Below are 25,749 nucleotides of genomic sequence, written 5' to 3' on the forward strand. Positions count from 1 at the left end.
GGACGTTACAGGACGCTCAGATAGCTGGAATATTCGACGTCGCTGACCCGTGACAGGATCGTGTTGCGGTCCTGCTCCTTGCAGGCGGCATAGATGTCGCGGAATCGCCTGCCAAGTGCCTGAGCGATAAAGGGCGAGGCCCGGAAGGCGGCGATGGCGGCACCCCATTCGGTCGGCAGTGCTTGTCCCGCCTCGGGATGCGCACGGTCCTGTGCGGGCGGCGGCATCACGCCCTTCTCGATCCCGGCCAGCACGCCGGCCAGCACCACCGTGACCGCCAGATAGGGATTGCAATCGGCGCCCGACACGCGGTGTTCGATCCGGGTCGCGCGGGCATCGGCCACGACGACCCGGACGGCGGCGGAGCGATCGTCCATGCCCCAGCCCGCCGTGATCGGCGCATGGGCATTGGCCTGGAACCGGCGATAGCTGTTGGCGTGGGGGGCAAGCGCCAGCATCGAGGCGGGCATCGCCTCCAGCAAGCCGGCGACCGCATGATAGAGCGCATCCGACGGCGCGCCGTCCGGCTGGGAGAGGATGTTGGTCCCCTGTTCGTCCAGCAGCGACACATGGATGTGCATCCCGCTGCCCGACGATGTGCCATATGGCTTGGCCATGAAGGTCGCGGCGAGGCCGTGCCGCCGCGCGGCGGCCTTGACGACCCGCTTCAGCAGGATCGCATCATCGGCGGCGGCGACCGGGTCCATGCGGTGGAGCACGTTCAACTCGCACTGGCCGGGCCCCGCCTCGCTCAGCAGCGCATCGGTGGGAATGCCAAGCGCGGCGCACTCGCGGCGGATATCGGCGAACAGCGCCTCCATCTCGACCAGGGCGTCGAGCGACAGCGTCTCATTGCCATGATGCCCGTCGCCGCGCGGGTCCGCGTCGGGGGGAATGGGGCGTCCCGCCTCGTCGATCCGGTGGAGGTAGAATTCCAGTTCGGTCGCCACGACCGCGCGCAAGCCGCGCTTGGACAGGCGCGCGACCATGTTCTGCAGGGCGCCGCGCGGATCCGCCTCGCACGGTGCGCCATCGACCGCCATGTGCAGCATGACCTGCGCGCTCTTGCCATGCGTGCGCGAAACCTGCGCGTGACGGCCGGGAACCGGGAAACACAGGCTGTCGGGGTCTCCGGTCCCGAAGGCGAGGCCCGCCGCCGCGACGTCATTGCCCCAGATATCGAGCGCATAGACCGAGCGGGGCATGGCCACCCCCTTGGCATCCAGCGTCAGCGCCTTGTCGCGAGGCAGTATCTTGCCCCGGGCGATCCCGTTGACGTCGGCGACGAACGCCTCGACCTGCGTGATATCCGGATGCGCCTCCAGAAAGGCGCGCAGATTCGGTTCCTCGTATGTCATCTGTGATCACATAGACTATAGGATCGAGCCTGCCTAGTCCTGCTTTGAACACATCCTACGTAAGGATTTTGGACGTCAAGGGCAAATGGGTTGCGGTGCCAATCAGGACGATGCTAAATCTGATATCACAGATCGAGAGTCGATGATTGCGACCAAGGTCGCCGGGAGAATACAACCATGAAGACCTTGTGTGACGCGGCGGGGACGATCGCCGCCGGGCTGCCGCACCTTGCGGTGATCAACGGCCAACTGCTCGCGGCTGCGTCGGGCGAGACTCTGCCGGTCCATGCGCCGCGCGACGGATCGGTCGTCGGACATATTCCCGATTGCGGCGCGGTTGATGTCGATGCGGCCGTGGCGGGGGCGAAGCGGGCGTTCGAGGCAGGGGCGTGGTCGCGTCTAGCGCCGCGTGCGCGCAAGGCGCAGTTGCTGCGCCTGGCCGATCTGGTCGCCGACCGCGCCGAGGAGCTGGCGACGCTGGAGACGATCGACACCGGCAAGCCGATCGCCGATACCCGCGCGGTCGATATCCCGTTGGCGCTGGGCACGCTGCGCTATTATGCCGAGGCGATCGACAAGATCTATGGCGAGGTCGGCCCGTCGGGCGAGGATCGCCTGTCCTGGGCCGTGCATGAGCCGCTGGGGGTGATCGGTGCGATCGTGCCGTGGAACTTCCCGCTGCACATGGCGATGTGGAAAATCGCCCCGGCGCTGGCCATGGGCAATTCGGTGGTGGTCAAGCCGTCCGAACTGTCGTCGCTGACCGCGCTGCGGCTGGGCGAGCTGGCACTGGAGGCGGGGCTTCCGGCGGGCGTCCTGAATATCGTCACGGGCCGGGGGCAGGTCGCGGGCGATGCGCTGGCGCGGCACATGAATGTCGACATGATCGCCTTCACCGGATCGGGGCCGACCGGGCGCGCGCTGATGCGGGCATCGGCCGACAGCAACCTGAAACGGGTCGGCCTGGAACTGGGCGGCAAATCGCCGCATATCATCCTGGCCGACTGCCCCGATCTGGATCGCGCCGCGACCCAGGCTGCCTGGGGCATCTTCTACAATCAGGGGCAGGTCTGCACCGCGGGCTCGCGCCTGCTGGTCGCGCGGGAGATCCGCGATGCGTTCGTCGAGAAGCTGGTGAATGTCGCCCGGACCATCGTGCCTGGCGACCCCTATGATCCCGCAACCCGGCTGGGCGCGATCATCAGCCAGGGGCAGCTCGATCGGGTCAGCCGCTATGTGGCACAGGCGCAGGACGATGGCGGCGACCTGTTGCTGGGGGGCGCCTGCGCCGCGCCGGTCGCGGGCGGATGGTATCACGAACCGACCATCTTCGCGGTCGACCGGGATGCGACGATCGCGCGCGAAGAGGTGTTCGGCCCCGTTCTGTCGGTGATCGCGTTCGACGGTGCCGAACAGGCGCTGGATATCGCCAACGACACGCCGTTCGGTCTGGCCTCCGGCGTCTGGACGGCGTCGCTGGAGCAGGCCAATCTCTTTGCGCGGCGGCTTCGCGCCGGGCTGGTCTGGGTCAATGGCTGGGATGCTTGCGACATCACCATGCCGTTCGGCGGCTTCAAGCAATCGGGCTTCGGCCGCGATCGCAGCCTGCACGCACTCTACAAATATGCCGATCTGAAGGCGGTGAGCGTGAGTTTCGCTTCGTGACGCGGCCGCTGCTGGGGGTCAGTTGCTGCCTGCGGAGCGATGCGACGGAGCCGGTGCATGGCGTCATCGACCGTTATGTCCAGGGGGCGGCGCTGACCGGCGCCGATGTGATGCTGGTCCCTGCGATCGCCGCCGACTGGTCTTCGCTGGCGGGGCATCTCGACGGACTGCTGCTGACCGGCAGCCCGTCGAACATGGCGCCCGAGCGCTATGGCGCGGAGACGGGCGACGGCCCCTTCGATCCGGCGCGGGACAGGACGGTCCTGGGCCTGGTCGATGCGATGATGACGCGTGGCAAGACCGTGTTCGGCATCTGCCGTGGCTTTCAGGAGCTGAACGTGGCGTTCGGCGGCACGCTGCGCCGTGTCGGCGAGGCGGAGGGCGATATCGCGCACCATGCCCCGCCCAATGCGTCGCTGGCCGCGATGTTCGCCCATTATCATCCCGTCACGCCGATGCCGGGCGGGCAGTTGGCCGCGGCTTTCGGGACCGACGCGATCCTGGTCAATTCGGTCCATTATCAGGGTGTCGACCGGCTAGGCGAGGGACTGGTCATCGAAGCCCGCGCGCCCGACGGTCTGGTCGAGGCCTTTTCGGGCCGCCGGGGGCGGGGCCGGGTGCTGGCGGTACAGTGGCATCCGGAATGGGGTGCCACCGTCGATCCCGTCTCGCGCTGGTTCTTCGACGAATTGCGCCGGTCGCTCCAGGAGCATGGGTAACGTTCGTGCCGGTTGAGGGCTGGAGGGTCGGGCATCCCGTTGCGATCGATGGGGTTTGCGACAGGCGTGCACCATAACCGCCGGTCATGGCCCGGTTGACGTGCCCTTCCGATCGGCGGAGGTTCGGCCTTTGTCACGACCGGAGCCGCCATGACCGCATCCGCCGCTGCCGCGGTCCCATCGCATTCGACGTTGCCGCCGCAGCGGGCGATGCTGGTCTACGGGTTGCTGGGCTTTGCCGCCGGGCTGCCCTTCTACATGTTCTCGACGGTGCTGGTGCTGCGGTTGCAGGCGCATGGCGTGGCGCTGACCGTGCTGGGCTTCTTCGCATGGGTACAGTTGCTGCCGACGCTGAAGTTCGTGTGGGCGCCGCTGCTCGACCGTTATGACGTGCCGGGATTCGCGCGTTTCTGGGGCAAAAGGCGCGGGTGGATCATGCTGGCGCAGTTGGGCATCGTTACCGCGATGGCGGCGATGGCATGGACGTCGGACGATGCATCGCTGCCGCTGACCGCGTTGTTCGCGGTGCTGCTCGCCTTCTGGACCACCACGCTGGAGGTAGCGGCCGATGCGTGGCGGATCGAGCTGTTCCCGACACAGGACCAGCAGGGACCGATCGTCGCCGCGAACCTCTGGGGCTATCGCAGCGCGATGGTCGCTGCGGGCAGCGGGGCGCTGTTGCTGGCGGACAACGGCGGCTGGGCGCTTGCCTATCTGGCGATCGCGGTGGCGGCGTTCCTGCCGTTTCCGATCCTCGTCGCGATGCAACCGGACGGGCAAGGTGGCGGCGGGCGGATGGTCGCGCTGGCGACCGGGGTGCTGGGCGGTGCGGTGATCCTCGGCGTCGTGGCGGCGGTGGCGGGGACGGTCGGCTATGCGCTGTTGCAGGCGGCGTCGTCGATCGGCATCGACGCGCAGAGCAACGTCACGCCATGGGTGCTCGGGCTGTGCATGGTGCCGTTCCTCGCCATGGCGGCGGCGCTGCCATGGATCCGAAAGGCACCGCCGACCGCGCCGATCCGCACCTCGACCGCGATCGGCCCCTATGTCGATTTCTTCTGGCGGTACCAATATGCCGCGATCCTGCTGATGGCGTTCGTGTCGCTGTACCGGATGGGCGACGTGCTGGCGCTGAACCTGTCCAAGCCGATGATCAGGGAGCTGGGCTATTCGCTCAGCCAGATCGGGCGGGCGGACGGCGTGGTCGCACTGGTGGCGAGCATGGTCGGGGTGGGGCTGGGTGGCTGGATGGTGACGCGACGGGCGATGGGCTGGGCGCTGGCGGTGGGGGCGGTCGTAGCGGCTATCGGCAATTTCGGCTTCGTCTGGCTGGCGCACCAGCAGGTCGGCGAGGCGATGCTGTATGTCGCGACGGCACTGGACCAGTTCGGCAACGGCTTCGCGGGCGCGGTGTTCGTCGTCTATCTCTCGCTGTTGGTGAACCCGCGCTATCCCGGCGCGCAATATGCGTTCCTGACCGGCTTTGCGTTCCTGTTGCCGCGGATGCTGGCACGCGCCGGGGGATCGATGGTCGCCGTGATCGGCTATGACGGGTTCTTCCTGTTGTCGGGGGCGGTCAGCCTTGCCGCCATCCCGTTCCTGCCGCTGCTGACGAAGATACGCGCGCGGGAGGATGCCGCATGATCGACCGGGCCTTTGCCGAAGCGGAGCGGTATGTCGGGGAAGGGCGGATGCCCGGCGCGACGCTCGGCATCGTCACCGCCGACGGCATGCGGGCGGTGCGGGTGGCGGGGCTGGCGCAGCGCGTGCCGACGCCCGAACCGCTGACCCGCGACCATTGGTTCGACCTCGCATCGGTCAGCAAGGTGATCGCCACGACCCGCTTCGTGCTGCAACTGGCCGAGGATGGCCGGATCGACCTCGACCGGCCGCTGACCGATGCGATTCCCGACCTGCGGCAGTATGATGTCGCGGGGGCGGCAGAGCGGCGGCTGACGTTCCGCGACTGCCTCGTCCATCGCACTTTCCTGCCCGCGGTCGAGCCGATCTATACCTATGGCGATGATCCGGCGCGGCTGCGCGCGTTCGTGTTGCAGCGGGAATGGCGGCACGGTCCGCCGGTCTATTCGGACATCAATTTCATCCTGCTCGGCATTGCGGTCGAGCGGATCATCGGTGCAGGGCTGGACGCGCTGCCGCTGGGCCCGGGACTGAGCTGGGGGCCGCCGCCGGGGCCGGCGGTCGCGACCGAGCGGTGTTCGTGGCGCGGGCGCGTGCTCAAAGGCGAAGTGCATGACGAGAATTGCTTCGCCATGGGCGGGCGGACCGGCCATGCCGGGCTGTTCGGGACGGTCGACGGCGTGCTCGACTTCGCGGCGGGCCTGCTCGACGGGACGGGCGCGTCGGCGGCGATGCTCGACGCGATCCGGACGCCGGTCGCGGGGCATCGGACGGTGGGCTGGGAAATCCGCTTTCCCGGCTGGTCGGGCGGGCAGGCATGTTCGGCAGGGACGATCGGCCATACCGGCTTTACCGGGACCGGGCTGTGGGTCGATTTCGACCGGGGGCTCGCATGGACGTTGCTGACCAACCGGGTGCATCCAACGCGCCATTTCGACAGCGGGATCTTCGAGCTGCGGCCGGCGGTCGGGGATGCGGTGGTGGCGGGGTTTGACGCAATAACAAACGGTTAGCTGTGATGGCGTGCGCCAAAGTTCACTAAGTTCACACTTGCCACGCTTTGGTGTGGCGTTGCGGTTGAGTGCGTTGTGACGGTTGGAGAGAAGCTGCGTAGGGTAGCGAGGCGGCGGGTTGTAGGAAAGCACGGGTGGCGCGTTCCGATGGCCGCAGAACAAGGAGCGGGACCTTGGGTCGAGCCCGGGGTGACGGTAAGCAAGCGTACCCCCGCGAAGGCGGGGGTCCAGAGCCGCAAGCGGTATCTTTTGTTACCCTGGACCCCCGCCTGCGCGGGGGTACGGCCTCTGGTCACGGCCCCTCGATCACTTCGCGCAACACGCCCAGAAACTCGCTGGCAAGTGCGCTGGGCGGGCGGTCGAGCAGGTGCATGGCGTGGACGTCGAAGGTCAGCGAGGGTTTGAGCGGGCGCATCGCCAGCCCCTCGGCGAGCGAGGCTTCGGCGGTGAAATTGTCGACGATGCTCAACCCCACGCCCGCACGGACCAGCGCCGCGGCGATGTAGAAGGTTCGGGCGGAGGCCACCTCCTGCAATTCGATGCCAAGGCGTTCGAGTTCCTGCGCGAACAGCTGGCCGATCGGGCCGCTGGCGGCGAGGGTGATGAAGGGGTGGCCGACCAGCTGCGGCAGTTCGATCCGCTGCGCCGCCTGCGGCAGATCGGCATCGCGATAGAGGACGACCAGTTCACCCTCGCCCAGCCACACCTTCCCCAGCGGGGCGCCGCGCGGGACTTCGGCGGCGATGGCGATATCGGTCTCGCGTTCGTACAGCTTGCGCAGCAGGTCGTCGTGATGGACGGTCTGCAGGTCGAAGCGCACCTCGGGACGCCGCGCCATGAACCGTGCCACCGCCGTCGGCAGCGCGTGGAGCGCGAGGCTGGGCAGTGCCGAGATGCGCAACGTCGCGCCGCCGCCGGTGCGCAGGTTGCGGCCCGCCTCGCGCAGCGCGCGCACCCGTTCCTGAATGTCCGCCACGTCGCCGAACAGGGCATGGGCGTCTTCGGTGGGGACGAGGCGGCTGTTGGTGCGCTGGAACAGTTCGAAGCCGAGCAGCGTCTCGGCATGGCGCAGCGTTTTCGATACCGAGGGCTGCGAGATGTTGAGCGCGCGGGCCGCCGCGCTGACCGATCCGTTGACATAGACGGCGTGGAAGATTTCAATATGGCGCAAATTCATAGGGTCGTTTGGCCGCGATAGCGCGCCTCGTCCAGCCCATGTTCGGCGCGCGCGACCAGCGTCGCGACGGTCAGGTTGGCGCTGGCCGACGGCACGGTCCGCGTCATGTCGAGCAGCCGATCGAACGGCAGCACCAACCCCACGACCAGCGCGGTCTGTTCCGCGCCGACCCCGACTGCGCCCAGCATCGCCGCCAGCATGAACAGCGATGCGGAAGGGACCGGCGCGGTGCCGAACGCGGCCAGCGCACCGGTCAGCAGCATGACGCAGAGCATCCATGCGTCGGGAACGATGCCCAGCGCCTGCAACGCGAACTGGCCGAGCAGCCCGACATACATCGCTGTCCCGTCCTTGCCGATGCTCGCGCCCAGCGGCAGCACGGTCGAGGCGATCGGACGGGCGATGCCAAGATTGTCCTGCGCCACGCGCAGCGCGACCGGCAGGGTGGCCGAGGAGGAGGCGGTCGAGAAGGCGACGATCAGCGCATCGACGATCCCGCGAAAGAAGCGCACCACCGGCAGCCGCGCGACGAAGCGCAGCAGCCCGGCATGAAACGCCATCTGCGTGAGCGAAGCGAGGATCACGCACAGCGCCAGCCAGCCGACATGGACGAACACCGCCATGCCGCTGCCCGCCACCGCATTGGCGATCAGCGCGAGCACCCCGAACGGGGTGACTTCCATGACGATGCGGACGAGGTGGAGAAGCACCGCCGCCAGCCCCTGCAACAGCGCGACGACCGGCTTGCCCGCTTCGCCCGACACGACGCTCGCGATGCCGAGCAGCACCGCGACGAAGATGATGGCGAGCATGTCGCCCTTGGCCAGCGCATCGACGATGTTGACCGGCACGATGCCGAGCAGCTGGTCGGCGGGCGTTACCGGCGGTCCCAGCACATGCGGCGCGACCCCCGCCAGCACGATGCCGCTGCCCGGTTGCAGCAACAGGCCGAAGCCCATGCCGATCGACACTGCGATCAGCGTGGTGAAGGCGAACAGCGCCACGGTCCGCCCGCCGATGCCGCCCAGCCGGCGCGGATCGCCGAGCGACGCGATGCCGGCGGCGATGGTGATGAGCACCACCGGCACCACCAGCATCTTGATGAGCCGCACGAACAGGTCGCCGATAATCTTGATCGCCGCCGCGCCGGCCGGCCACAACAGCCCGATCGCGATGCCGAGCAGGAGGGCGCCGACGACGCGCTGCCACAGCGGGATCGCGAACCAGCCGCGCATCAGCTGCCCCAGAAGCCGGGGGCGGGCGGCGACAACATGCCGTTCCGGTCGGTCGCGCCGCCCGGGCGGTCTTCGCCGAGCCACAAAGGTCCGTCGAGATCGACGAACGCGGCCTGTCCGCCCAACAGCATCGCCGGCGCGATCCCCAGCGACGAACACACCATGCACCCGACCATCAACCCAAACCCCTTTGCCCGCGCCGTTTTTGCGAGGGTCAGGGCTTCGGTCAAACCGCCGGTCTTGTCGAGCTTGATGTTGACCAGGTCGTAGCGGCCGGTCAGGGCATCGAGATCGGCGGCGGTGTGGAGCGTTTCGTCGGCGCACACCGGCACCGGGCTGTCGAACCCGGCGAGCGCACTGTCCTCGCCCGCCGGCAGCGGTTGTTCGAGCAGATCGATGCGCCATTCGGCCAGATGCGGCTTCAGCGCTTCGAGCGTGTCGATCGTCCAGCTTTCATTGGGATCGACGATCAGCCGGGGGGCGGGCGCGGCGGCGCGGACGGCGGCGATCTGCGCGGCGGGATCGCTGCGGTCGACCTTGATCTTGAGCAGCGGGACCTGCGCGTGCCTTGCCGCCGCGCGCGCCATCGCGTCCGGACGATCGAGGCCGATGGTGATCGCGGAGGGCAGGGCGACCGGTTCGGGGAGACCCGCCAGCGCAGCGACGCTGGTTCCGGCAAGCCGCGCCTCCAGATCCCACAGCGCGCAGTCGACCGCGTTGCGCGCCGCGCCGGCGGGGAGCAGGCCGGCAAGCTCGGCGCGGGTCAATCCGGCGGCGATCGCCGGCGCGATCGCGCGGATCGCGGCGATCGTCCCCTCGATCGTCTCGCCATAGCGGGGATAGGGCACCGCCTCGCCCCGCCCGGACACCGCGCCCTGCGCAACCGTCACCGTGACGACATCGGCCGCCGTCTTGACCCCCCGCGAGATGCGGAACGGGGTACTCAGGCCGAAACGGTCATGGGCGACGTCGAGATGTCGAAGCATGTCTGCATCCAGTCGATGATCGGGTCCGCGCCGAAGCGATAGGGGTCGGTGCAGGGCAGGCCGTGCGCGTCGCCGGTGTCGGCGCACAGGCGGCGGGCCTCCTCCTCGCCGAGCTTGACCGTGTTGAGTGCGATGCCGACCGCCTGCACGTCGGGGCTGGTCAGCCGCGCGACCGACAGGTTGGCGGCAAGGCATTCGGCGATGCCCGGCACCGCATAATGCGGCAGGCCGCGCATATGCTCGCGCGCCGGGTCGTGGCACAGCACGATCGCGCGCGGCTGCGCGCCATGGAGCAACCCGGTCGACACCCCGGCGAAGGAGGGGTGGAACAGCGAACCCTGCCCCTCGATCAGGTCCCAGCCATCATCGTCGCGCGCGGGGGTGATCGTCTCGATCGCGCCGGAGATGAAGTCGGCGACCACCGCATCGACCGGTACGCCCGACCCGGCGATCAATATGCCGGTCTGTCCGGTCGCGCGGAAATCGGCCTTGATTCCGCGCGCCGCCATGGTGCGCTGGAGTGCCAGCGTCGTGTACATCTTGCCGACCGAGCAATCGGTGCCGACGGTCAGCAGCCGGTTGCCCGCGCGGCGCTTGCCATTGCCGACGGGCAGGTTGGCGGGTGGATCGCGCACGTCGAACAGCTGCACGCCGGCCTGTCGCGCGGCGTCGACGATCTCGGGCACGTCGCGCAACCGCTGGTGCAGGCCCGAGGCGACGTGCATGCCGGTGGCGATCGCCGCCAGCGCATCCTGCACCAGCGCCTCGCCCATCCGCCCGCCGGCATTGGCGATGCCGAGGATCAGCGTATTCGCCCCCGCCGCGCGCCCCTCCGCCGCATCCATGCGCGGCAGGCCCAGCGTCAGCGGGCAGTCGTCATGCCGCCATTCGCCGACGCAATCGTCCGGCCGGAACGCCGCGACGCCCCGCGACGTCTTGATACCGATCGCGTCGTCGGAATGGCCGAGATAGAGGAGGAAGGGACCGGGGATCATCGCGCACCTGCTGGCTGTCGGGACGATGGGATAAGGCGGGGGCGGGCGGGTCGCCGTATCGTGCGAAAACGTCGACCTATAGATGGGGGTTATGCTGTCCCGGCGACGGTCACCGCCCCGGACTTGATCGCGACCTTCGCGAACGTCCGCTTCCTCGTATCCCCGCGAAGGCGGGGACCCAGGGCCATACGCGCAAAGCTTTGTCTTGCTTGGCACTGGACCCCCGCCTGCGCGGGGGTACGGAAGGGTTTCAGGATGGGCAGAGGGCTGTCGCAGACGTCTCGATCCTGTCCGGGTCGACATGGGATCTCAGCTGGTCGCCGGACACTGTTTCGGCACCGGCCGCAACAACACCCGCCCCGGTGCCGCACCCGTCGTCGCGCCATCCTTCAACGCCAGCTTGCCGTTGACGAACAGCGCCTTGACCCCGACGCTCGGCACCCGCGGTTTCACGTAATCGGCTTTCGGCGCATAGCCGACGGGATCGAACACCACGACATCGGCATAGCGACCGGGCTTCAGATAGCCGCGCTCCGCCATCCGGTACATGTCGGCGGTCGCGCCGGTCGATTGGTGGATGAACTGGCCGATCGTCAGCACCTTCCGCTCGCGCACATAGACCTGATATTTGCGGGGGAAGGTCGCGTACTGGCGCGGATGGCCGTTCGATCCGTCCGAACTGGTCACGACCCAGGGCTGACGCATGATCCGGTCGACATCGGCGTCGATCATGTTGAAGCTGGCGACCGCGACGCCCGCCGGTTCCTTGCCCGTCGCATCGGCCACGCGCAGGATGCGGATCGCGGCGTCGATCGGATCGACCCCCCATTGATCCGCCATCTGCCCCAATGTCTTGCCGGTCCAGGGCATGTTCGCGCTGGTCAGCAGCAGCGATTCCTTGCCGCCGCGGCGGCGGAGGTTCTCGGCCATCTCGACCTTGATCCGCGCGAGCGTCGCCGGGTCGTCGAACCGCGCGATCAGCTTCGGGTAGCCGCCGTCATTGGCCCAGCGGGGGACCAGCGCGGCATCGACGCTCGATCCCGATGCCAGCCACGGATATTGGTCGGCGGTGACGTTCTGCCCGGCCTTGCGCGCCGCTTCGATCACCGCGATCAGCTCGGGCGCCTTGCCCTGCACGTCGACGCCCAGCGCCTTCAGATGCGCGAAATGGACCGGCATCCCTGCCTGTCGCCCGATCTCGATCGCTTCCTTCGTCGAGTTGATGAGGCCGATGGTGTAGTTGGATTCGTCGCGCTGGTGGGTGTCGTACATGCCGCCGCGCACCGCCGCCTCGCGCGCGATGGCGACCACTTCGTCGGTCTTGGCGAAGCTTTGCGGCGCATAGAACAGCCCCGTCGACAGACCATAGGCACCCGCGCACATGCCGTTGGCCACCAGTGCCTTCTCTTCGGCGAGTTCGGCCGACGAAGGCGCGCGGTCGTCCTGCCCCAGCACGCGCCCGCGCACCGCGCCGAAGCCGATGAACGGCGCGACATTGGTGCCGATCCCCGCCTGGGTCAGCGCGGTGGCGTCCTCGGCGACGTCGGGCGTGCCATATCCGTCGACGCCGATGACGATCGTCGACACCCCCTGCGCCAGCCATGGCAGGTTGAGCCGCGCGGTCGCGTCGGGCGACCGGATATAGCTGTCGGGATGGGTATGCGCGTCGATGAAGCCGGGCGCCACGATCTGCCCCCGCGCATCGACGATCTGCGCCGCCCGCGTGCCCCGCGACCGCCCGACATAGACGATGCGGTCGCCCTTGATCTCGACATCGCCGGTGATGGGCTTGCCGCCGCTGCCGTCGTAGATGGTACCGCCCCGGATCACGATATCGGCAGCGGGCGCCGCCCCGATCAGCAGCGCGCAGAGTGCGATCAGCGGCAGGCGGGTCATCGGTTCTTCCCCTTCAACATCGTCCGGCGCGCGACCTTGCCATCGATCGCCGCGCGGCTGAACAGCATCGGCAGCATCCGCCCTTCGATCCATGGCGCATATTGGTCGCGATAATAGGGCGATCGCGGATCGTTCGACTGGCCGGGCAGGTTCAGGAACAGCGAATTGTCCCATGCGCCGACATCGATGACCTGCATATAGCTGGCCCCGCCGCCGACGCGCCAACCGGGACCGTCGCCCAGCCAGCGCGCCATGACGGTGAAGCTGTCGCCGCCCGACCCGCCACCCTCGATCGGGGGAAAGGCGGCGGCGATGGCGGGAATGCGGGAAAGGGGATGCGCGATCCGTACCTGATGCAGCCTTCCCCAGCGCCATGTCGCCGGATCGCGTCCAAGCAGGGTCTGCGCCGTTTCCCATGAGGAGGATAGGGCATCGCGCAGGATGACGGGGTGTTGCGGCAGCCGCCCCAGCAGGACCGACGGATCGATCTCGGTCACCAGCGCCTTGGCCTTGGCCGGCACGATCGCCGCCAGCATCCGCTGCGACAGGTCGCGCCACAGGATTTCGAACAGCGCCGCTGGGCCGCTGTCCGCCGCCAGCCGTCCGTCCCACCGGCGCAGCATGTCGGCGGCGGGCGAGGGGGCGGCAGGCAGCAGCGCCTGCAACTGCCGCGCCGGGGCCGAGACCGTGTCGAACTGCAACGCCACGCTGTCGGCGATGCCGTGCTTCGGCTGCGACGCCAGCACATCGGCGATCCGTTCGTAACGATAGGGCGCACGGAACGAGAAAGCGGGGATGCGGTCGCGCGGCCAGTCGGCGGGCAGGTTGTTCTGATTGGCAGAGGCGAACCAGCCCTTTTTCGGGTTGTATTCGTTGGGCAGCGCGGTGAAATCGCGCATCCCCGTCCAATCGAACCGACCGTCGCCCGGCACCGGCAGCAACCCGTCGCCCTGTTTGCGCACCGGCGCGAAGCCGATCACCTGCCACCCGGTATTGCCGTCGATATCGGCATAATGGAAATTGGTGGGCGAGGGGTGCAGGCGGAACGCCTTGCGCAGCGATGCCCAGTCGCGCGCCAGGTTGATCGCGATCATCGCAAACGATCCGCCGCCGCCCGGCTGCATCGCGATCGACGCCAGCACGCTCGCGCGCCGTTTCGCCGGATCGTGCATCACCACCGGCCCCTGCACCGCATAGCGCAGCGTCGCGACATAGGGCGCGCTGCCCTTCACCGGGATCGCCACCTCGACCCGCTTGAACCGCTTCCACCCGCCGTCATGGCGGTAGCGTTCGGGATCGGCGGGATCGAGTTCGAGGATGAACAGGTCCTGCTGGTCGATATGGAAATTGGTCCGCCCGAACGCGAAGCGATCGGTATGGCCCTGCATGATGCCCGGCAACCCCGGCGCGCCGCCGCCGATCACGTCCAGCCCCGGCGCGCTCAGATGCACGACATGGCGTGGTCCGAAGCCGCCAATGCCCAGATGGGGATCGTTGGCGAGGATCGGTCGCCCGGTCGTGGTGCGGTCGCCCGCGACGGTCCAGGCATTGCTGCCGGCATTGGCACGTTCGGCCGGCCCCTCGGCGGGATCGCGCACCGGGGTATCGGGACCGAAGGGCAGGCCGCCCTGCCGCAATACGCCCAGATCGGCGAGCGATACCGCGTTCACGTCCAGCCCGGCGGGCACCGTCATCCGCCACTTCGGACGCAGCGGGGCGACGATCTCGTCCAGTTCCAGCATTCCGATCGCGGCCAGCTGCGCGCGGCGGATCTCGTCATCGGCATTGCCGATCGAACTGCCGCGCGCCAGCACCATGTCCTCGATCGCCCATTTGATCGGCTGGACGCCGAGGATGGCATATTCCTGCGGCAACAAGGATGGATCGGCCAGCACTTCGTCGATCCGTGCGTTGATCCCGGCGATATAGGCGCGGGCACAGGCGAACACGTCGGCGGGTACGCGGCGCAGTTCGGCGTTCAGGTCGCCGCGATAATGGAACAGCCGCGCCGTCGCGTCATGCTTGGCGAATTCCTCGCCATATGCCTCGGCCAGCCGTCCCAACTCGCGGCGATGGGCGAGGTCGATCTGGAACAACCGGTCGCGCGCGACGACATATCCCTGTCCGTAGAAGGCGTCGGGGATCGACGCCGCGCGGACATGCGGCACGCCGTGCACGTCGTCGATGATCTCGACCGGCGCGGTCAGCGCATCGCCGCGCGGGGCAAAGGCGCGTGCCTCCAGCGCGAACGGGGTCAGCGCCAGTGCGGCGGCCGATCCGGTCAGAAAGGCTCGGCGGTGCATCATCGGCGGCGTCCTTTGCGTGGTACCGTCCTCGTCCAACGGCGACGGACCGATCCTATGGTAGCGCCACGGGCAGGGGGTATGACAACCGGTGTCCGGCCCATAAGGCATGTTTATGGGCGCGGCGCACCGTTCGCTTACTCCCGGGGGACGATCGGTAGTCGACACTCCGCTACCCCCGACGCCACCCGGCTCGGACCTCGGGGTAGCCCAAGTCGGCCGACGGCGCGCAACACCTTGCCGAGAAGCCATAACATCCGTCTATGCCCTGCCGAAGCGATAGAAACGAACCGTGCTTGACGGGCATCCCTGCCGACGCGCAGCTTCGCCGGCATCCGACACGACCGGCGCAGCAACGACCGGTTCGGCGGACGCCGCAGGACAGCGCAACGTCGATATATAGGCCCGGACCAGGGCCATAGGGGGCAATGATGACGACTTCGATGCACTTCCGGCGGTATCTGCCTGCACTTGCCCGCGCCACCAGCCTCGCGGCCTTGTGCGTCGCCACCCCCGTCTTCGCGCAGGACGCCGCGCCCGTAGCGCCGACCGCCCAGAGCGAGCCGACCGCCGATACCGGCGAAATCCTCGTCACCGGCAGCCGCATCGTCCGCGACGGGTTCCAGTCGCCGACGCCGCTGACCGTGCTGACGACCGAGGATATCCAGAATTCGTCGCCGTCGAACAACATCGCCGATTTCGTGAACCAGCTTCCCGCGCTGGCCGGCGGCTTCACCCCGGCCAATTCGCGGCTGAACCTGTCGAGCGGGCAGGCGGGCATCAACACGATGAACCTGCGCAACCTGGGGTCGGAACGCACGCTGGTGCTGCTCGACGGGCGCCGCTCGGTCGCCTCGACCGTCACCGGCCTCGTCGACGTCAACACCATCCCGCAGGCGCTGGTGAAGAGCGTCGAGGTGGTGACCGGCGGCGCATCGTCGGCCTATGGGTCGGACGCGGTCGCGGGCGTCGTCAACTATGTCCTCGACAAGCAATATACCGGGCTGAAGGTCGCGATCGACAGCGGCGTGACCGACAAGGGCGATGGCGGCAATTATTCGATGAGCGTCGCGGGCGGGCTGTCCTTCGCCAGCGGGCGCGGGCATTTGCTGCTCAGCGGCGAGGTCGCGCACCGCGACGGCATCTTCCAGGTCGATCGCGACTGGAACGCGACCGGCTATGTCCGCATCCAGGATCCGAACTGGACCACCAGCAGCACGACGCCGCGCTACCTGATCCGGCGGCAGGTGGGGGCGGCCAACTCGACGCCGGGCGGCCTCATCACCGCGTCGGCCGGCGGCACCGCCAACCGGCTGCGCGGCACCTATTTCGGCAATGGCGGGCAGGTGCTGCAATATCAGTATGGCGCGCTGACCTTCCCGTCGCCGACCGGCAGCGCGCCGCCGACGCTGACGCAAGGGGGGTCGTGGCAGGTCAATGATTCGGGCCGCCGCATCGGCCTCGACCCGCGTGACGATCGCCACGGCGTGTTCGGGCGGCTGAGCTACGAGGTCGCCGACGGCGTCGAGCTGTTCGCCGAAGGGGCGTATAACCGGCAGAAGATCTTCTTCAACGCTGGTCCCAACCTGTCGACCGGTATCGCGCTCAACGCCACCGGTTGCGGCACGGCGGCAACGGCGGCGGCGGCACCGCTGACCTGCAACGCGTTCCTGTACAATACGCTCGGCCGCGCCGCGCTGACCGGCATCACCGGCGTCACGCTGGCGACGACCGCCGCCGACCTGCCGTTCCGGGCCGTCGACAACGAGCGCGAGGTGCAGCGCTATGCAATCGGCGCGGAGGGTTCGACCGAGCTGTTCGGCAAGCGCGCGACGTGGAACATCTATGGCCAGTACGGCCGCACCGACCAGCATTCGCAGCTGCGCAACATCATGAACAACGCGGCGATGAACAATGCGACCGCCGCCGTCTTCGCGCCCGCGGGCAATGCCGCCGGCTATGCCGCGGGATCGATCCAGTGCCTGATCAACGTCGACAGCAATCCGAACAACAACGACCCGGCCTGTGTGCCGCTGAACCGGCTGGGCGTCGGCGTCGCGAACCCGGCGGCCTTCAACTATGTGCTCGGCAATCCGTATCGCGACGAGCTGATCGAGCAGTATAATGCCGCGTTCAACGTCTCGGTCACGCCGTTCGCGACCTGGGCGGGCGATGTCAGCGTCGCGCTGGGCGCCGAATATCGCAAGGAGAAGATCCGCGGCTCGGTGCCGACCGAGTTCCAGCCGGTCTCCTCGACCGACGCCAGTGGCCGCCCGATCACGTCGAACCGCTGGTCGGTCGGCAACTATCTGCCGACCAACGGCGAATATGACGTGAAGGAAGCCTATGTCGAGACGGTGGTCCCGCTCGGCTTCGGCCTCGAATTCAACGGTGCCGCCCGCGCGACGCGCTATTCGACCGCCGGCTATGTCACGACGTGGAAGGCGGGCGCGACATGGCAGCCGATCGACGACATCCGCTTCCGCGCCACGCGTTCGCGCGACATCCGCGCGCCCAATCTGAACGACCTGTTCCAGGGTGGTTCGGCCAATAGCGACGCGATCCGCAACCCGATCTACACCGCCGATGGCGCCAATGGTCCGGCGAGCTTCAGCTATTCGGGCTTCGTCACCGGCAACCGCGCGCTCGGCCCCGAAAAGGCCGATTCGTGGAACGCGGGCGTCGTCGTGTCGCCGCGCTTCCTGCCCGGCTTCAACCTGTCGGTCGATTATTTCCGCATCGACGTGAAGCAGGCGATCACGACCTTCAGCGCGCAGCAGATCGCCGACCTGTGCTATCTGCAGGACCAGCAATCCTTCTGCGACGCGATCTCGGTCGATCCGGTCCGTACCCAGAACCCGGCACAACCCTATCTGCTGATCCGCAGCCAGCCGTTCAACGCCGCGAACCAGCTGGTCAAGGGGGTCGATATCGACGCCTCCTACCGGCTCGGTCTCGACGAACTGTTCGCCAATGCGCCGGGCAACATCACCGTCCGCGGCATCGCCACGCGCTATATCGACAATCTGCTCGACAATGGCGTGCCGGGCACGGTGGTGCTCAACTCGGTCGGCGTGAATGGCGGCCAGTCCAGCACGCCCAAATGGATCTACCGCGTCAGTGCCGCCTATGACACGCCCGATTTCTCGATCACCGCGGTCGGTCGCGGGGTCAGCGCGGGGCGCTATGCCGCCAACGGCATCGAATGCTCGACCGCCTGCCCGGCCAACGACGCCAACTTCTTCACCTATGACAACAACCGCGTGTCGGGCACCTTCTATGCCGATCTCAACCTGACGCAGAAGGTCCGCTTCGACGGGGCGGAGGCGCAGTTCTTCGTCAACGTGACCAACCTGTTCGACCGCTGGCCGCTGCTGCTGCCGGAAACGGGCCTTGCGGCGAACCCGACCTATTCGGACCTGCTCGGCCGCCGTTTCCGCATCGGCATCCGCATGCAGACGCGCTGAGGCGGCGGGCGTCACCGGCCGCGAACTATCGGGGCCGGTCGACCTGACGTGACGTTTCGTCTGTTTCTCTCTTGCACTATCCTTCTGCGGAAGACGCCCGATTACCTGAAAAACTTCCGTACCCCGGCGAAGGCCGGGGTCCAGTTGGGAAGGCTTTTCTGTAGCTTACCGGCGTCCCCCAACTGGGCCCCGGCCTTCGCCGGGGTACAAAGCGGAACGTTCGCAGCGCTATCCTCGTCAGCGAGGCGCGATCGTCGAGCGTCGATCGGGCTGGTATGGGTCGGGCACGGCGCAGGGCGCGCGGCACAGTCGACGCGAACCGGTTCCCGCGACCGATCACAATTTCAAAAAATGTGGAGCGGCGTTAATTACGTCGCAAGCAACGTCGCATACAACGCCCGACAGGCGATCAGATGCGGCAATTTTTCCTCTGTCTTCTGCTTCTTGCAGTCCTCTCAGTCGCCCGGCCGGCGATGGCGGCCGGCCGGACGGACGGCTGGGACGGCTGGCGCACCACCCGGTTCCGGACGCTCGACGCGACCTCCGGGCTGCCGCATGCCACCACGACCGCGATCGTGCAGGGCAGCGACGGCCTGATGTGGATCGGCACGCGCGGCGGCCTTGCCCGCTATGACGGCCAGCGGCTGAAGCTGTTCCGACAGCAGTCGCGCGACCAGACCAGCCTGCCCGACAATTATATCCGCGCCCTCCACGCGCTGCCGCAGGGCGGCATGCTGGTCGGTACCAATGTCGGCGGTGCGGTGCGCTTCGACCCGGTATCGAACGCCTTCATCGCGTTGCAGGGGGCGGCGGGGGTCGGGATGGGCACCCGCATCCTCGCCATCACCTCGGATGGACAGGATGGGGCGCTGATCGCGTCGGACCATGGCGTGTTCCGCTACGACGCCCGGCGCAACCGCGTCGTTTCGCTGGTCGCCCCGGACAGCGATCTGGCCGAAGGGGCGTTCACCGTCCATCGCGACCCCGACGGCACCATCTATGCCGGCGGGGACAAGGGGCTGTTCGTCCGCCGCCCGCACGACCATGCCTTTTCCCGTGTGCCCACGCCGCCGATCGGCGACGTCTGGGCGATCCAGCGCGGGGGACAGGGCCGGTTGTGGATCGGCACCGGGTCGCACGGCATCTTCGTCCAGTTGCGCGACGGGCGTTTCGTCCAGCCGCGCGCGCTGGCGGGCGATGCGCCACTGGTCGGACACCGCACCATCCGCGCCTTCGCGCTCGAAGGGGACGGCACGATCTGGGCCGCGACCGACGGCATGGGGGTGCTGCGCATCCGCACCGATCCTGGCCTTGCGGTCTACGCGATGCGCAACATCCCCGCCAACCATGCCTCGCTGGGCGGCGATACGGTGCGCGACGTGACGATCGACCGGACCGGCCGGCTATGGGCGGCGACCGATGTCGGCGCGTCGCAGACCGATCCGACGCTCGATTCGATCTTCACCATCACCAACGCCATGCCCGATCCGCGTCGCTCGCTGGGCGATCGCAACGTGCGCGGGCTGATGGTCGACAGCCGCGACCGCATCTGGGTGGGGCTCAGCAACGGCATGATCGACCGGATCGACCGCTCAACGGGGACCGTGCGCCACCTGCGCCTCAACGGTCGCCATGCCGGACAGGATGTGAAGGCGTTCGCCGAACTGCCCGACGGCACGGTGCTGGTCGGTGCGCGCGGTGTCGTCGCGATCGATCCGGTGACGCTCGCCGAACGCAGCGTCGCGGTGCCGCTGCCCGACGATCTGCCGGTGATCGCGCTGGCACGGTCGGGCGACCTGTTGCTGATCGGCACGTACAAGGGGCTGTTCACCTGGGAGGCACGGACCCGCCGGCTGCGCCATTATCGCCATGCCGATGGCGACCCGACGACCATCGCCAACAACGAGGTCATCAATATCGTCGATTTCGGCGACGGACGGCCATGGATCGCGACGCCCGGCGGGCTCAGCCGGTTCGATCCGGCAACCGGGCGCTTTGCCGTCTATCGCAACGATCCGGCGGACCCGACCAGCCTGCCGCAAAACTATACCGGGTCGATCGTACGGTCGGCGGGGGTGCTGTGGGTCGGCACCTATGGCGGCGTCGCGCGCGGCATCGCATCGGCGCGCGGCCCACGTTTCCGCGCGATCACCGAGGCGGAGGGGCTGGCCAACGACAATGTCGCGGCGGTGCTCGCCGATCGGCGCGGACGGGTGTGGACGACCGGGGCCAGCGGTATCTCGGTCCTCGATCCGCAGGGACGCAGCGTGCGCGTGGTCAGCCAGCGCGACGGCCTGCCGTTCGACGCCTATAACCAGCGCGTTGCGGCGATGACGCGCGACGGCGACCTGCTGTTCGGCGGGACCGGCGGGTTGCTGGTGCTGCGCCCCGACCGGATGCTCGCCGCCCGGCACACCGGATCGCTGACGCTCGCCCCGACCGATATCGAACAGGATGGCCGCACCCTGCCGTTCAGCCTGTTCGCGGGGCAGCGGGTGATCCGCGTCGATGGCCATGCGCTGCGCGTCGCCTTCGCGCTGACCGATTACGCCGCGCCGCAGGAGATACGCTATCGCTACCGCCTTGCCGGGTTCGATACCGGCTGGGTCGACCTGCCCGACTCGGTACCGGCGACCGCGATTTACACCAACCTGCCCGGTGGCGACTATGTGCTGGAACTACAGGCGCATATCCCCGGCGTGCATCCGCGCGTCGTGACGACCGCGATCGACATGGTCGTGGCGCGGGCATGGCATGAACGCTGGTATGTGCGCCTCGCAATGGCGCTGGTCGTGCTGGCGGCGGTGTTCGGCATCGTGCAGTTGCGCACCATAGTGCTGCGCCGGCGGACCCGCGCGCTCGAACGGACGATCGAACAGCGCACCGGTGAACTGCGCGCCGCCAACGTCACGCTGTCGCAACTCGCCAGCACCGATCCGCTAACCGGCCTCGCCAACCGTCGCACGCTGCTGGCCCGGCTGGAGGCGGCGCGCGAGACGGCGATGCGCAGCGGGCGCGGCTATGCCGTGGCGATGCTCGACATCGATCATTTCAAACGCATCAACGACAGCTATGGCCATCATACCGGCGACCTGGTGATCCAGGCGGTCGCCGCGCGCATCGCCGACGGGGTCCGTGCGGTCGATTGCGTCGCGCGCTATGGCGGCGAGGAGCTGGCGGTCCTGTTCGCCGATAGCGGCACGGCCGAAGCGGGCGCGATCACCGAACGGTTGCGACAGGCGGTGGCGCGCCTAACGGTCGAAGTGGACGGCGCCGAAATCGGCGTGACGCTCAGCGCCGGGATCGCCGCCGCCACCGGCGACGAACCGCCCGCCGCGGTGCTGCACCGCGCCGACCTCGCCATGTACCGGGCGAAACGCGCCGGACGGAACCGGATCGAACTGGCCGGCGACCGCGACGTCGCCGGGCTGGGCGTGCCAGTCGGGGCCTAACCGATCGCCATTCGCCGCTGATCGTCGACGGCCAGTGTCAACATGATCCGCGTCGAACAGATCGCGCAGTCGAGTGCGGACGCCCTTCCGGCGTCGCAGGTCAGGCAGTCGCGGCGCGGCCGGCTGCCGTCGAGCATCCCCAGCACCAGCTGCTCGTCGGCCGAAGCCGGTCCGCGCAGCCCGGTCGCGATCGGTCGGCCCAGCGCGCTTTCGCACAGGCTGAACAGGCTGTCGAACACCGGCGCCAATACGCCCAGCCCGACCGGACGCAGCAACGCATACAGGCACTTCTGCGCATTCTCCCCTTCGTCTCGCGCCACCCGCCAGCACCGCGCGACCGTGGTGATCAGCGTGGAGCGCACCGGCGAGCGGCCGGTCTGGCCGGGCGCAACGCCGCTATCGGCAGGGGGTGGGGCAGGGTGCATGATCCGTCTCCGATCCATCGACCGGACGAATTCTGCCTGAAATGCAAATGACTCGCAATAGTAAATAACGGGGTCAGGAAGCTACTCTATGTGGCACCTTCGTCACCTTCCGGAACCGCAGCACCCCGTCCGCCAGCCGCCCGAACCGGAACGCCATGTAATCGAGGAAGTAATTCTGCCGCAGCCGCCACGGCGCCCGCGATCCCTGTCCCGGCAGCCCCGCCTCGGCGCGCTGGACATAGCCCGAACTGAAGTCGAGCAGCGGCCGCCGCTCGATCCCCGCCCCGGGCGCGGCGGGCACGCAATAGTCATAGCCGTGCCGTCGCATATGACCGAGCATCCGGCACATCCGCCGCGACACCAGGTCGATCTTCAGCGTCCATGACGCGTTGGTATAGCCCATGGCGATCACCAGATTGGGCACGCCCGACAGCATCATGCCGCGATAGACCAGATGCTCGCGCGCCGCCAACGGGACGCCATCGACCGTGATCGCGACCCCGCCCATCAGGTGCAGTTTCAATCCCGTGGCGGTGACGATCACGTCCGCTGCCACCCGTTCGCCCGATCCCAATTCGATGCCGTCCGGGTTGAAGCGCCGGATGGTATCGGTGACGATCGTCGCCGACCCGTCATCCAGCACCCGAAACAGGTCGGCATCGGGCACCAAGCACAGCCGCTGGTCCCACGGGTCGTAGCTCGGGGTGAAATGCCGGTCGACATCGCCCATCCGCGGCAAAGCGGCGCGGGTGCCCTTCAGGATGAACGCCCGCATCTGCCGTGGCCAGCGCCGCGCGAACTGGAATGCGGCCAGCCCCAGCGCGACATTCTTCCACCGCGCCAGCCGCCCCGCCGCCGCGACCGGCAGCCAGCGATACAGGCGGTCGGCGAGCGCATCCTCGGACGGATGGGCGACGATATAGCTGGGCGACCGCTGGACCATCGTCACCTGCGCGCCCTGTTCGGCGAGCGCGGGGACCAGCGTCACCGCCGTCGCCCCGCTGCCGATCACCGCGACCCGTTTGCCGGCGACGTTCAGGTCCTCGGGCCAGTGCTGCGGATGGACGATGCGGCCGGCGAACGTCTCCTGCCCGTCGAAGCGGGGGGCATGGCCGCGGGCATAGTCGTAATAGCCCGATCCCATGAACAGGAAGCGGCAGGTGACGATGTGCTCGCCGTCCTCGCTCCGGCAGCGCAGCGTCCAGCGCGCGTCCGCCGAAGACCAGTCCGCCGCGACGATGCGGTGGTGGAAGCGGATGTGTCGGTCGATGCCGAACATGCGCGCCGTGTCCGCGATATAGTCGCGGATATCGCCGCCCGCGGCGATGGTCTTGCGGTCGCGCCACGGCCGGAACGGAAAGCCCAGCGTATGCATGTCCGAATCCGATCGGATGCCGGGATAGCGGAACAGGTCCCATGTCCCGCCGATCGCACCCCGCGCCTCGAAGATCGCATAGCTTAGGTCCGGGCAGCGCGCCTGCAGATGATAGGCGGCGTCGATGCCCGACAGCCCGGCGCCGACGATGACGACGTCGAGTTCGGATGCGGGCGGGGCGGGGGCAGGCGCGGTCATCGCGCGCTTATCCGCCCGCCCGCCGCCCTTGCCAAGCGTCAGCGCGTGCCGAGCAGCAGCGCGGTCAGCACCGGATCGCCGGTGCGGCGCGGATCGGCCCGGATCGCCGCTTCCTCGCGCCCGATCGCGCGGAAAATCGCATTGCCCGCCTGATCGGCGGCACTGCGGGCCAGCGCGCCGTAATCGATGCCGGTCTGTGCCGCGACGATCGCCGACAGGATCTCGGCGGTATCGGAGCGCAGCCCGTTCGAGAAGGTCGGGAACAGCGCGTCGATCACCGCGCCGCGGGCCGATTGCGCCAGCAGGTCGGTGGCGGCGGTCGGCCCGCCGCGCAGCACCGCCACCGCATCGGCCAGCGTCAGCCCGCGGATCGAATTGAGCACCACCGGCGTGGCCCGGTCGGCGGCATCGACGGCGATATCGTTCAGCGCCAGCGCGATGCGCGAACGCACCGCATTGGTCCGCAGCACCGCCGCCAACACATTGTTCTGCCCGGCGGTCTCGGGCAGCGTCAGCCGCGTCAACTGATCGTCGTAGAAGCCACCGGGACGGATCAGCCGTTCGAACGCGCGCTGGCTCGATAGCGTCAGCAGCCGCCGTACGCCTTCCTCGACGCCATAGCTGCCGAGCGGGGTCGCGCAGCCGCCGAGAATGGCTATCGGAAGCATTGCGGCGGTCGCACCGAGGATGCGGCGACGGGACATCGGGGCGTGGATCATGGGCCGGTTCTCCTGGGGAAGATCGCGCTGCCAACGCAGCCAGGCGCTTCCGGTGCCGCGATACGCGTGAACCGACGTTGAACCGGGGATCGTTTTGCTTCCGTTTCGCGGGTTTGTCCCATTGCCGAGCGCCGCGTCCGGCCCTAGCTACCGGACCATGGCTGATCCCTATGCAACCCTGGGTGTGGCGCGCAGCGCCACCGAGGCAGACATCAAGAAAGCGTATCGCAAGCTCGCCAAGGAGCTGCACCCGGACCGTAACAAGGACGACAGGGCCGCGTCGGACCGGTTTTCCAAGGTTACGCAGGCCTATGACCTGCTGACCGACAAGGACAAGCGCGCGCGGTTCGACCGGGGCGAGATCGATGGCGACGGCAATCCGGCCGCGCCGTTCGGCTATGGCGGGGGCGGCGGTGCCGGTGGTTTCGGCGGCGGTTTCCGGGCCGGGCCGGGCGGTCGCGGCGGTTTCGACATGGGTGGCGATGCGCAGGGCGGGGACTTTTCGGATATTTTCGAGGGGCTGTTCGGCGGGCGCAGCAACGCCGGCGGCGGCTTCGCCAGCGGTTTCGGCCGGCGTCCGCAGCCAAAGGGCGGCAATGTCGCCTATAAGCTGAAGGTGCCGTTCGAGGATGCGGCGACGCTCAGCCCGCAGCGGATTACGCTGGCGGATGGCAAGACGATCGACCTGAAACTCCCTGCCGGCGTCGATACCGGTACGCAGATGCGACTGGGCGGGAAGGGCGATCCGGGGCCGGGCGGACCGGGCGACGCGATCGTCACGATCGAGGTCGAGCCGCACCGTTTCTATACCCGCGATGGTGACGATATCCGCATCGACCTGCCGGTCAATCTGGCCGAAGCGGTGCTGGGCGCGAAGGTGCGCGTGCCGACCGTCGAAGGCGCGGTGATGCTGAGCGTGCCGAAGGGCGCGACATCTGGCAAGACGCTGCGGCTGAAGGGGCGCGGCTTCCATCGCAAGGACGGGACGCGCGGCGATCAGCTGGTCACGCTGATGGTCGATCTGCCCGCAGACGATGCCGCGCTGGCGGCGTTCGTCGCGGACTGGCCGGGGCGGACGGCGGACCCGCGGGCACGCTTCGGCGTTTGACGCGGTTCTGACCCGAC

17 protein-coding genes are annotated in these 25,749 nt (G+C 68.3%); 7 read left to right on the forward strand and 10 right to left on the reverse strand.

Translation table 11 applies throughout. The features are described 5' to 3' along the window. Window positions 1-5: 5 nt before the first annotated feature. Window positions 6-1,358, reverse strand: coding sequence for a glutamine synthetase family protein (locus ACZ1JS_RS01890; RefSeq protein WP_465167465.1), 1,353 nt, complete (start codon window positions 1,356-1,358; stop codon window positions 6-8). A 177-nt stretch (window positions 1,359-1,535) separates the two neighbouring features. Here ACZ1JS_RS01890 and ACZ1JS_RS01895 point away from each other — a divergent pair, with 177 nt between their 5' ends. From ACZ1JS_RS01895 to ACZ1JS_RS01910, 4 genes are all read left to right on the forward strand, one after another. Continuing rightward, window positions 1,536-3,023 (forward strand): aldehyde dehydrogenase, encoded by a 1,488-nt coding sequence (locus tag ACZ1JS_RS01895; protein ID WP_465167466.1) that lies wholly within the window; start codon window positions 1,536-1,538, stop codon window positions 3,021-3,023. Beyond that, window positions 3,020-3,742 (forward strand): gamma-glutamyl-gamma-aminobutyrate hydrolase family protein, encoded by a 723-nt coding sequence (locus tag ACZ1JS_RS01900; protein WP_465167467.1) that lies wholly within the window; start codon window positions 3,020-3,022, stop codon window positions 3,740-3,742. Before ACZ1JS_RS01895 ends, ACZ1JS_RS01900 begins: the two co-directional genes overlap by 4 nt. 150 nt (window positions 3,743-3,892) lie before the next feature. Then, a complete protein-coding gene (locus ACZ1JS_RS01905; protein WP_465167468.1) occupies window positions 3,893-5,386 on the forward strand; it encodes an MFS transporter in 1,494 nt (497 codons plus the stop codon). Further along, the gene (locus tag ACZ1JS_RS01910) at window positions 5,383-6,396 is read left to right on the forward strand and encodes a serine hydrolase domain-containing protein (protein WP_465167469.1); all 1,014 of its coding nucleotides are present in this window, start codon (window positions 5,383-5,385) and stop codon (window positions 6,394-6,396) included. The genes ACZ1JS_RS01905 and ACZ1JS_RS01910 overlap by 4 nt, the downstream gene beginning before the upstream one ends. A 292-nt stretch (window positions 6,397-6,688) precedes the next feature. Here ACZ1JS_RS01910 and ACZ1JS_RS01915 read toward each other — a convergent pair whose 3' ends face one another. The 6 genes from ACZ1JS_RS01915 to ACZ1JS_RS01940 all read right to left on the reverse strand — a co-directional run bounded on the left by ACZ1JS_RS01915 (window position 6,689) and on the right by ACZ1JS_RS01940 (window position 14,991). Beyond that, a complete protein-coding gene (locus tag ACZ1JS_RS01915) occupies window positions 6,689-7,573 on the reverse strand; it encodes a LysR family transcriptional regulator (protein WP_465167470.1) in 885 nt (294 codons plus the stop codon). Further along, window positions 7,570-8,808 carry a dicarboxylate/amino acid:cation symporter gene (locus tag ACZ1JS_RS01920; RefSeq protein ID WP_465167471.1) on the reverse strand — a complete coding sequence of 413 codons (1,239 nt, stop codon included), beginning with the start codon at window positions 8,806-8,808 and terminating at the stop codon, window positions 7,570-7,572. Before ACZ1JS_RS01920 ends, ACZ1JS_RS01915 begins: the two co-directional genes overlap by 4 nt. Beyond that, window positions 8,808-9,794, reverse strand: coding sequence for an N-acetyl-D-Glu racemase DgcA (gene dgcA / locus ACZ1JS_RS01925; protein WP_465167472.1), 987 nt, complete (start codon window positions 9,792-9,794; stop codon window positions 8,808-8,810). Before dgcA ends, ACZ1JS_RS01920 begins: the two co-directional genes overlap by 1 nt. Next, entirely contained in the window at window positions 9,752-10,789 is a 1,038-nt protein-coding gene (dgcN, locus tag ACZ1JS_RS01930; RefSeq protein WP_465167473.1) for an N-acetyltransferase DgcN, read from the reverse strand. Before dgcN ends, dgcA begins: the two co-directional genes overlap by 43 nt. Window positions 10,790-11,098: 309 nt before the next feature. Continuing rightward, complete coding sequence (locus tag ACZ1JS_RS01935; protein WP_465167474.1) at window positions 11,099-12,685, reverse strand: N-acyl-D-amino-acid deacylase family protein; 1,587 nt, start codon at window positions 12,683-12,685, stop codon at window positions 11,099-11,101. Then, on the reverse strand, window positions 12,682-14,991 hold the full coding sequence (locus ACZ1JS_RS01940; RefSeq protein ID WP_465167475.1) for a penicillin acylase family protein: 2,310 nt from the start codon (window positions 14,989-14,991) through the stop codon (window positions 12,682-12,684). Before ACZ1JS_RS01940 ends, ACZ1JS_RS01935 begins: the two co-directional genes overlap by 4 nt. A gap of 425 nt (window positions 14,992-15,416) precedes the next feature. On the opposite strand from ACZ1JS_RS01940, the gene ACZ1JS_RS01945 reads away from it, so the two are divergent. Both ACZ1JS_RS01945 and ACZ1JS_RS01950 read left to right on the forward strand, forming a co-directional pair. Further along, a complete protein-coding gene (locus ACZ1JS_RS01945; protein WP_465167476.1) occupies window positions 15,417-18,455 on the forward strand; it encodes a TonB-dependent receptor plug domain-containing protein in 3,039 nt (1,012 codons plus the stop codon). A gap of 413 nt (window positions 18,456-18,868) precedes the next feature. After that, window positions 18,869-21,907 carry a ligand-binding sensor domain-containing diguanylate cyclase gene (locus ACZ1JS_RS01950; protein WP_465167477.1) on the forward strand — a complete coding sequence of 1,013 codons (3,039 nt, stop codon included), beginning with the start codon at window positions 18,869-18,871 and terminating at the stop codon, window positions 21,905-21,907. Here the strand turns inward: ACZ1JS_RS01950 and ACZ1JS_RS01955 are convergent. The 3 genes from ACZ1JS_RS01955 to ACZ1JS_RS01965 form a co-directional block, all read right to left on the reverse strand. Next, complete coding sequence (locus ACZ1JS_RS01955; RefSeq protein WP_465167478.1) at window positions 21,904-22,332, reverse strand: hypothetical protein; 429 nt, start codon at window positions 22,330-22,332, stop codon at window positions 21,904-21,906. The two genes, ACZ1JS_RS01950 and ACZ1JS_RS01955, sit on opposite strands and share 4 nt — an antisense overlap. 73 nt (window positions 22,333-22,405) lie before the next feature. Next, window positions 22,406-23,905: a flavin-containing monooxygenase gene (locus ACZ1JS_RS01960; RefSeq protein ID WP_465167479.1), complete on the reverse strand. Its 1,500-nt coding sequence runs from the start codon at window positions 23,903-23,905 to the stop codon at window positions 22,406-22,408. Between the two features lie 38 nt (window positions 23,906-23,943). After that, complete coding sequence (locus tag ACZ1JS_RS01965; protein WP_465167480.1) at window positions 23,944-24,624, reverse strand: DUF4197 domain-containing protein; 681 nt, start codon at window positions 24,622-24,624, stop codon at window positions 23,944-23,946. 157 nt (window positions 24,625-24,781) lie between these two features. Between ACZ1JS_RS01965 and ACZ1JS_RS01970 the strand changes: the two genes are divergently transcribed. After that, complete coding sequence (locus ACZ1JS_RS01970) at window positions 24,782-25,732, forward strand: DnaJ C-terminal domain-containing protein (protein ID WP_465167481.1); 951 nt, start codon at window positions 24,782-24,784, stop codon at window positions 25,730-25,732. The last annotated feature ends 17 nt before the right edge of the window (window positions 25,733-25,749 follow it).

Source organism: Sphingomonas sp. BL-S-05 (genome assembly GCF_055521695.1).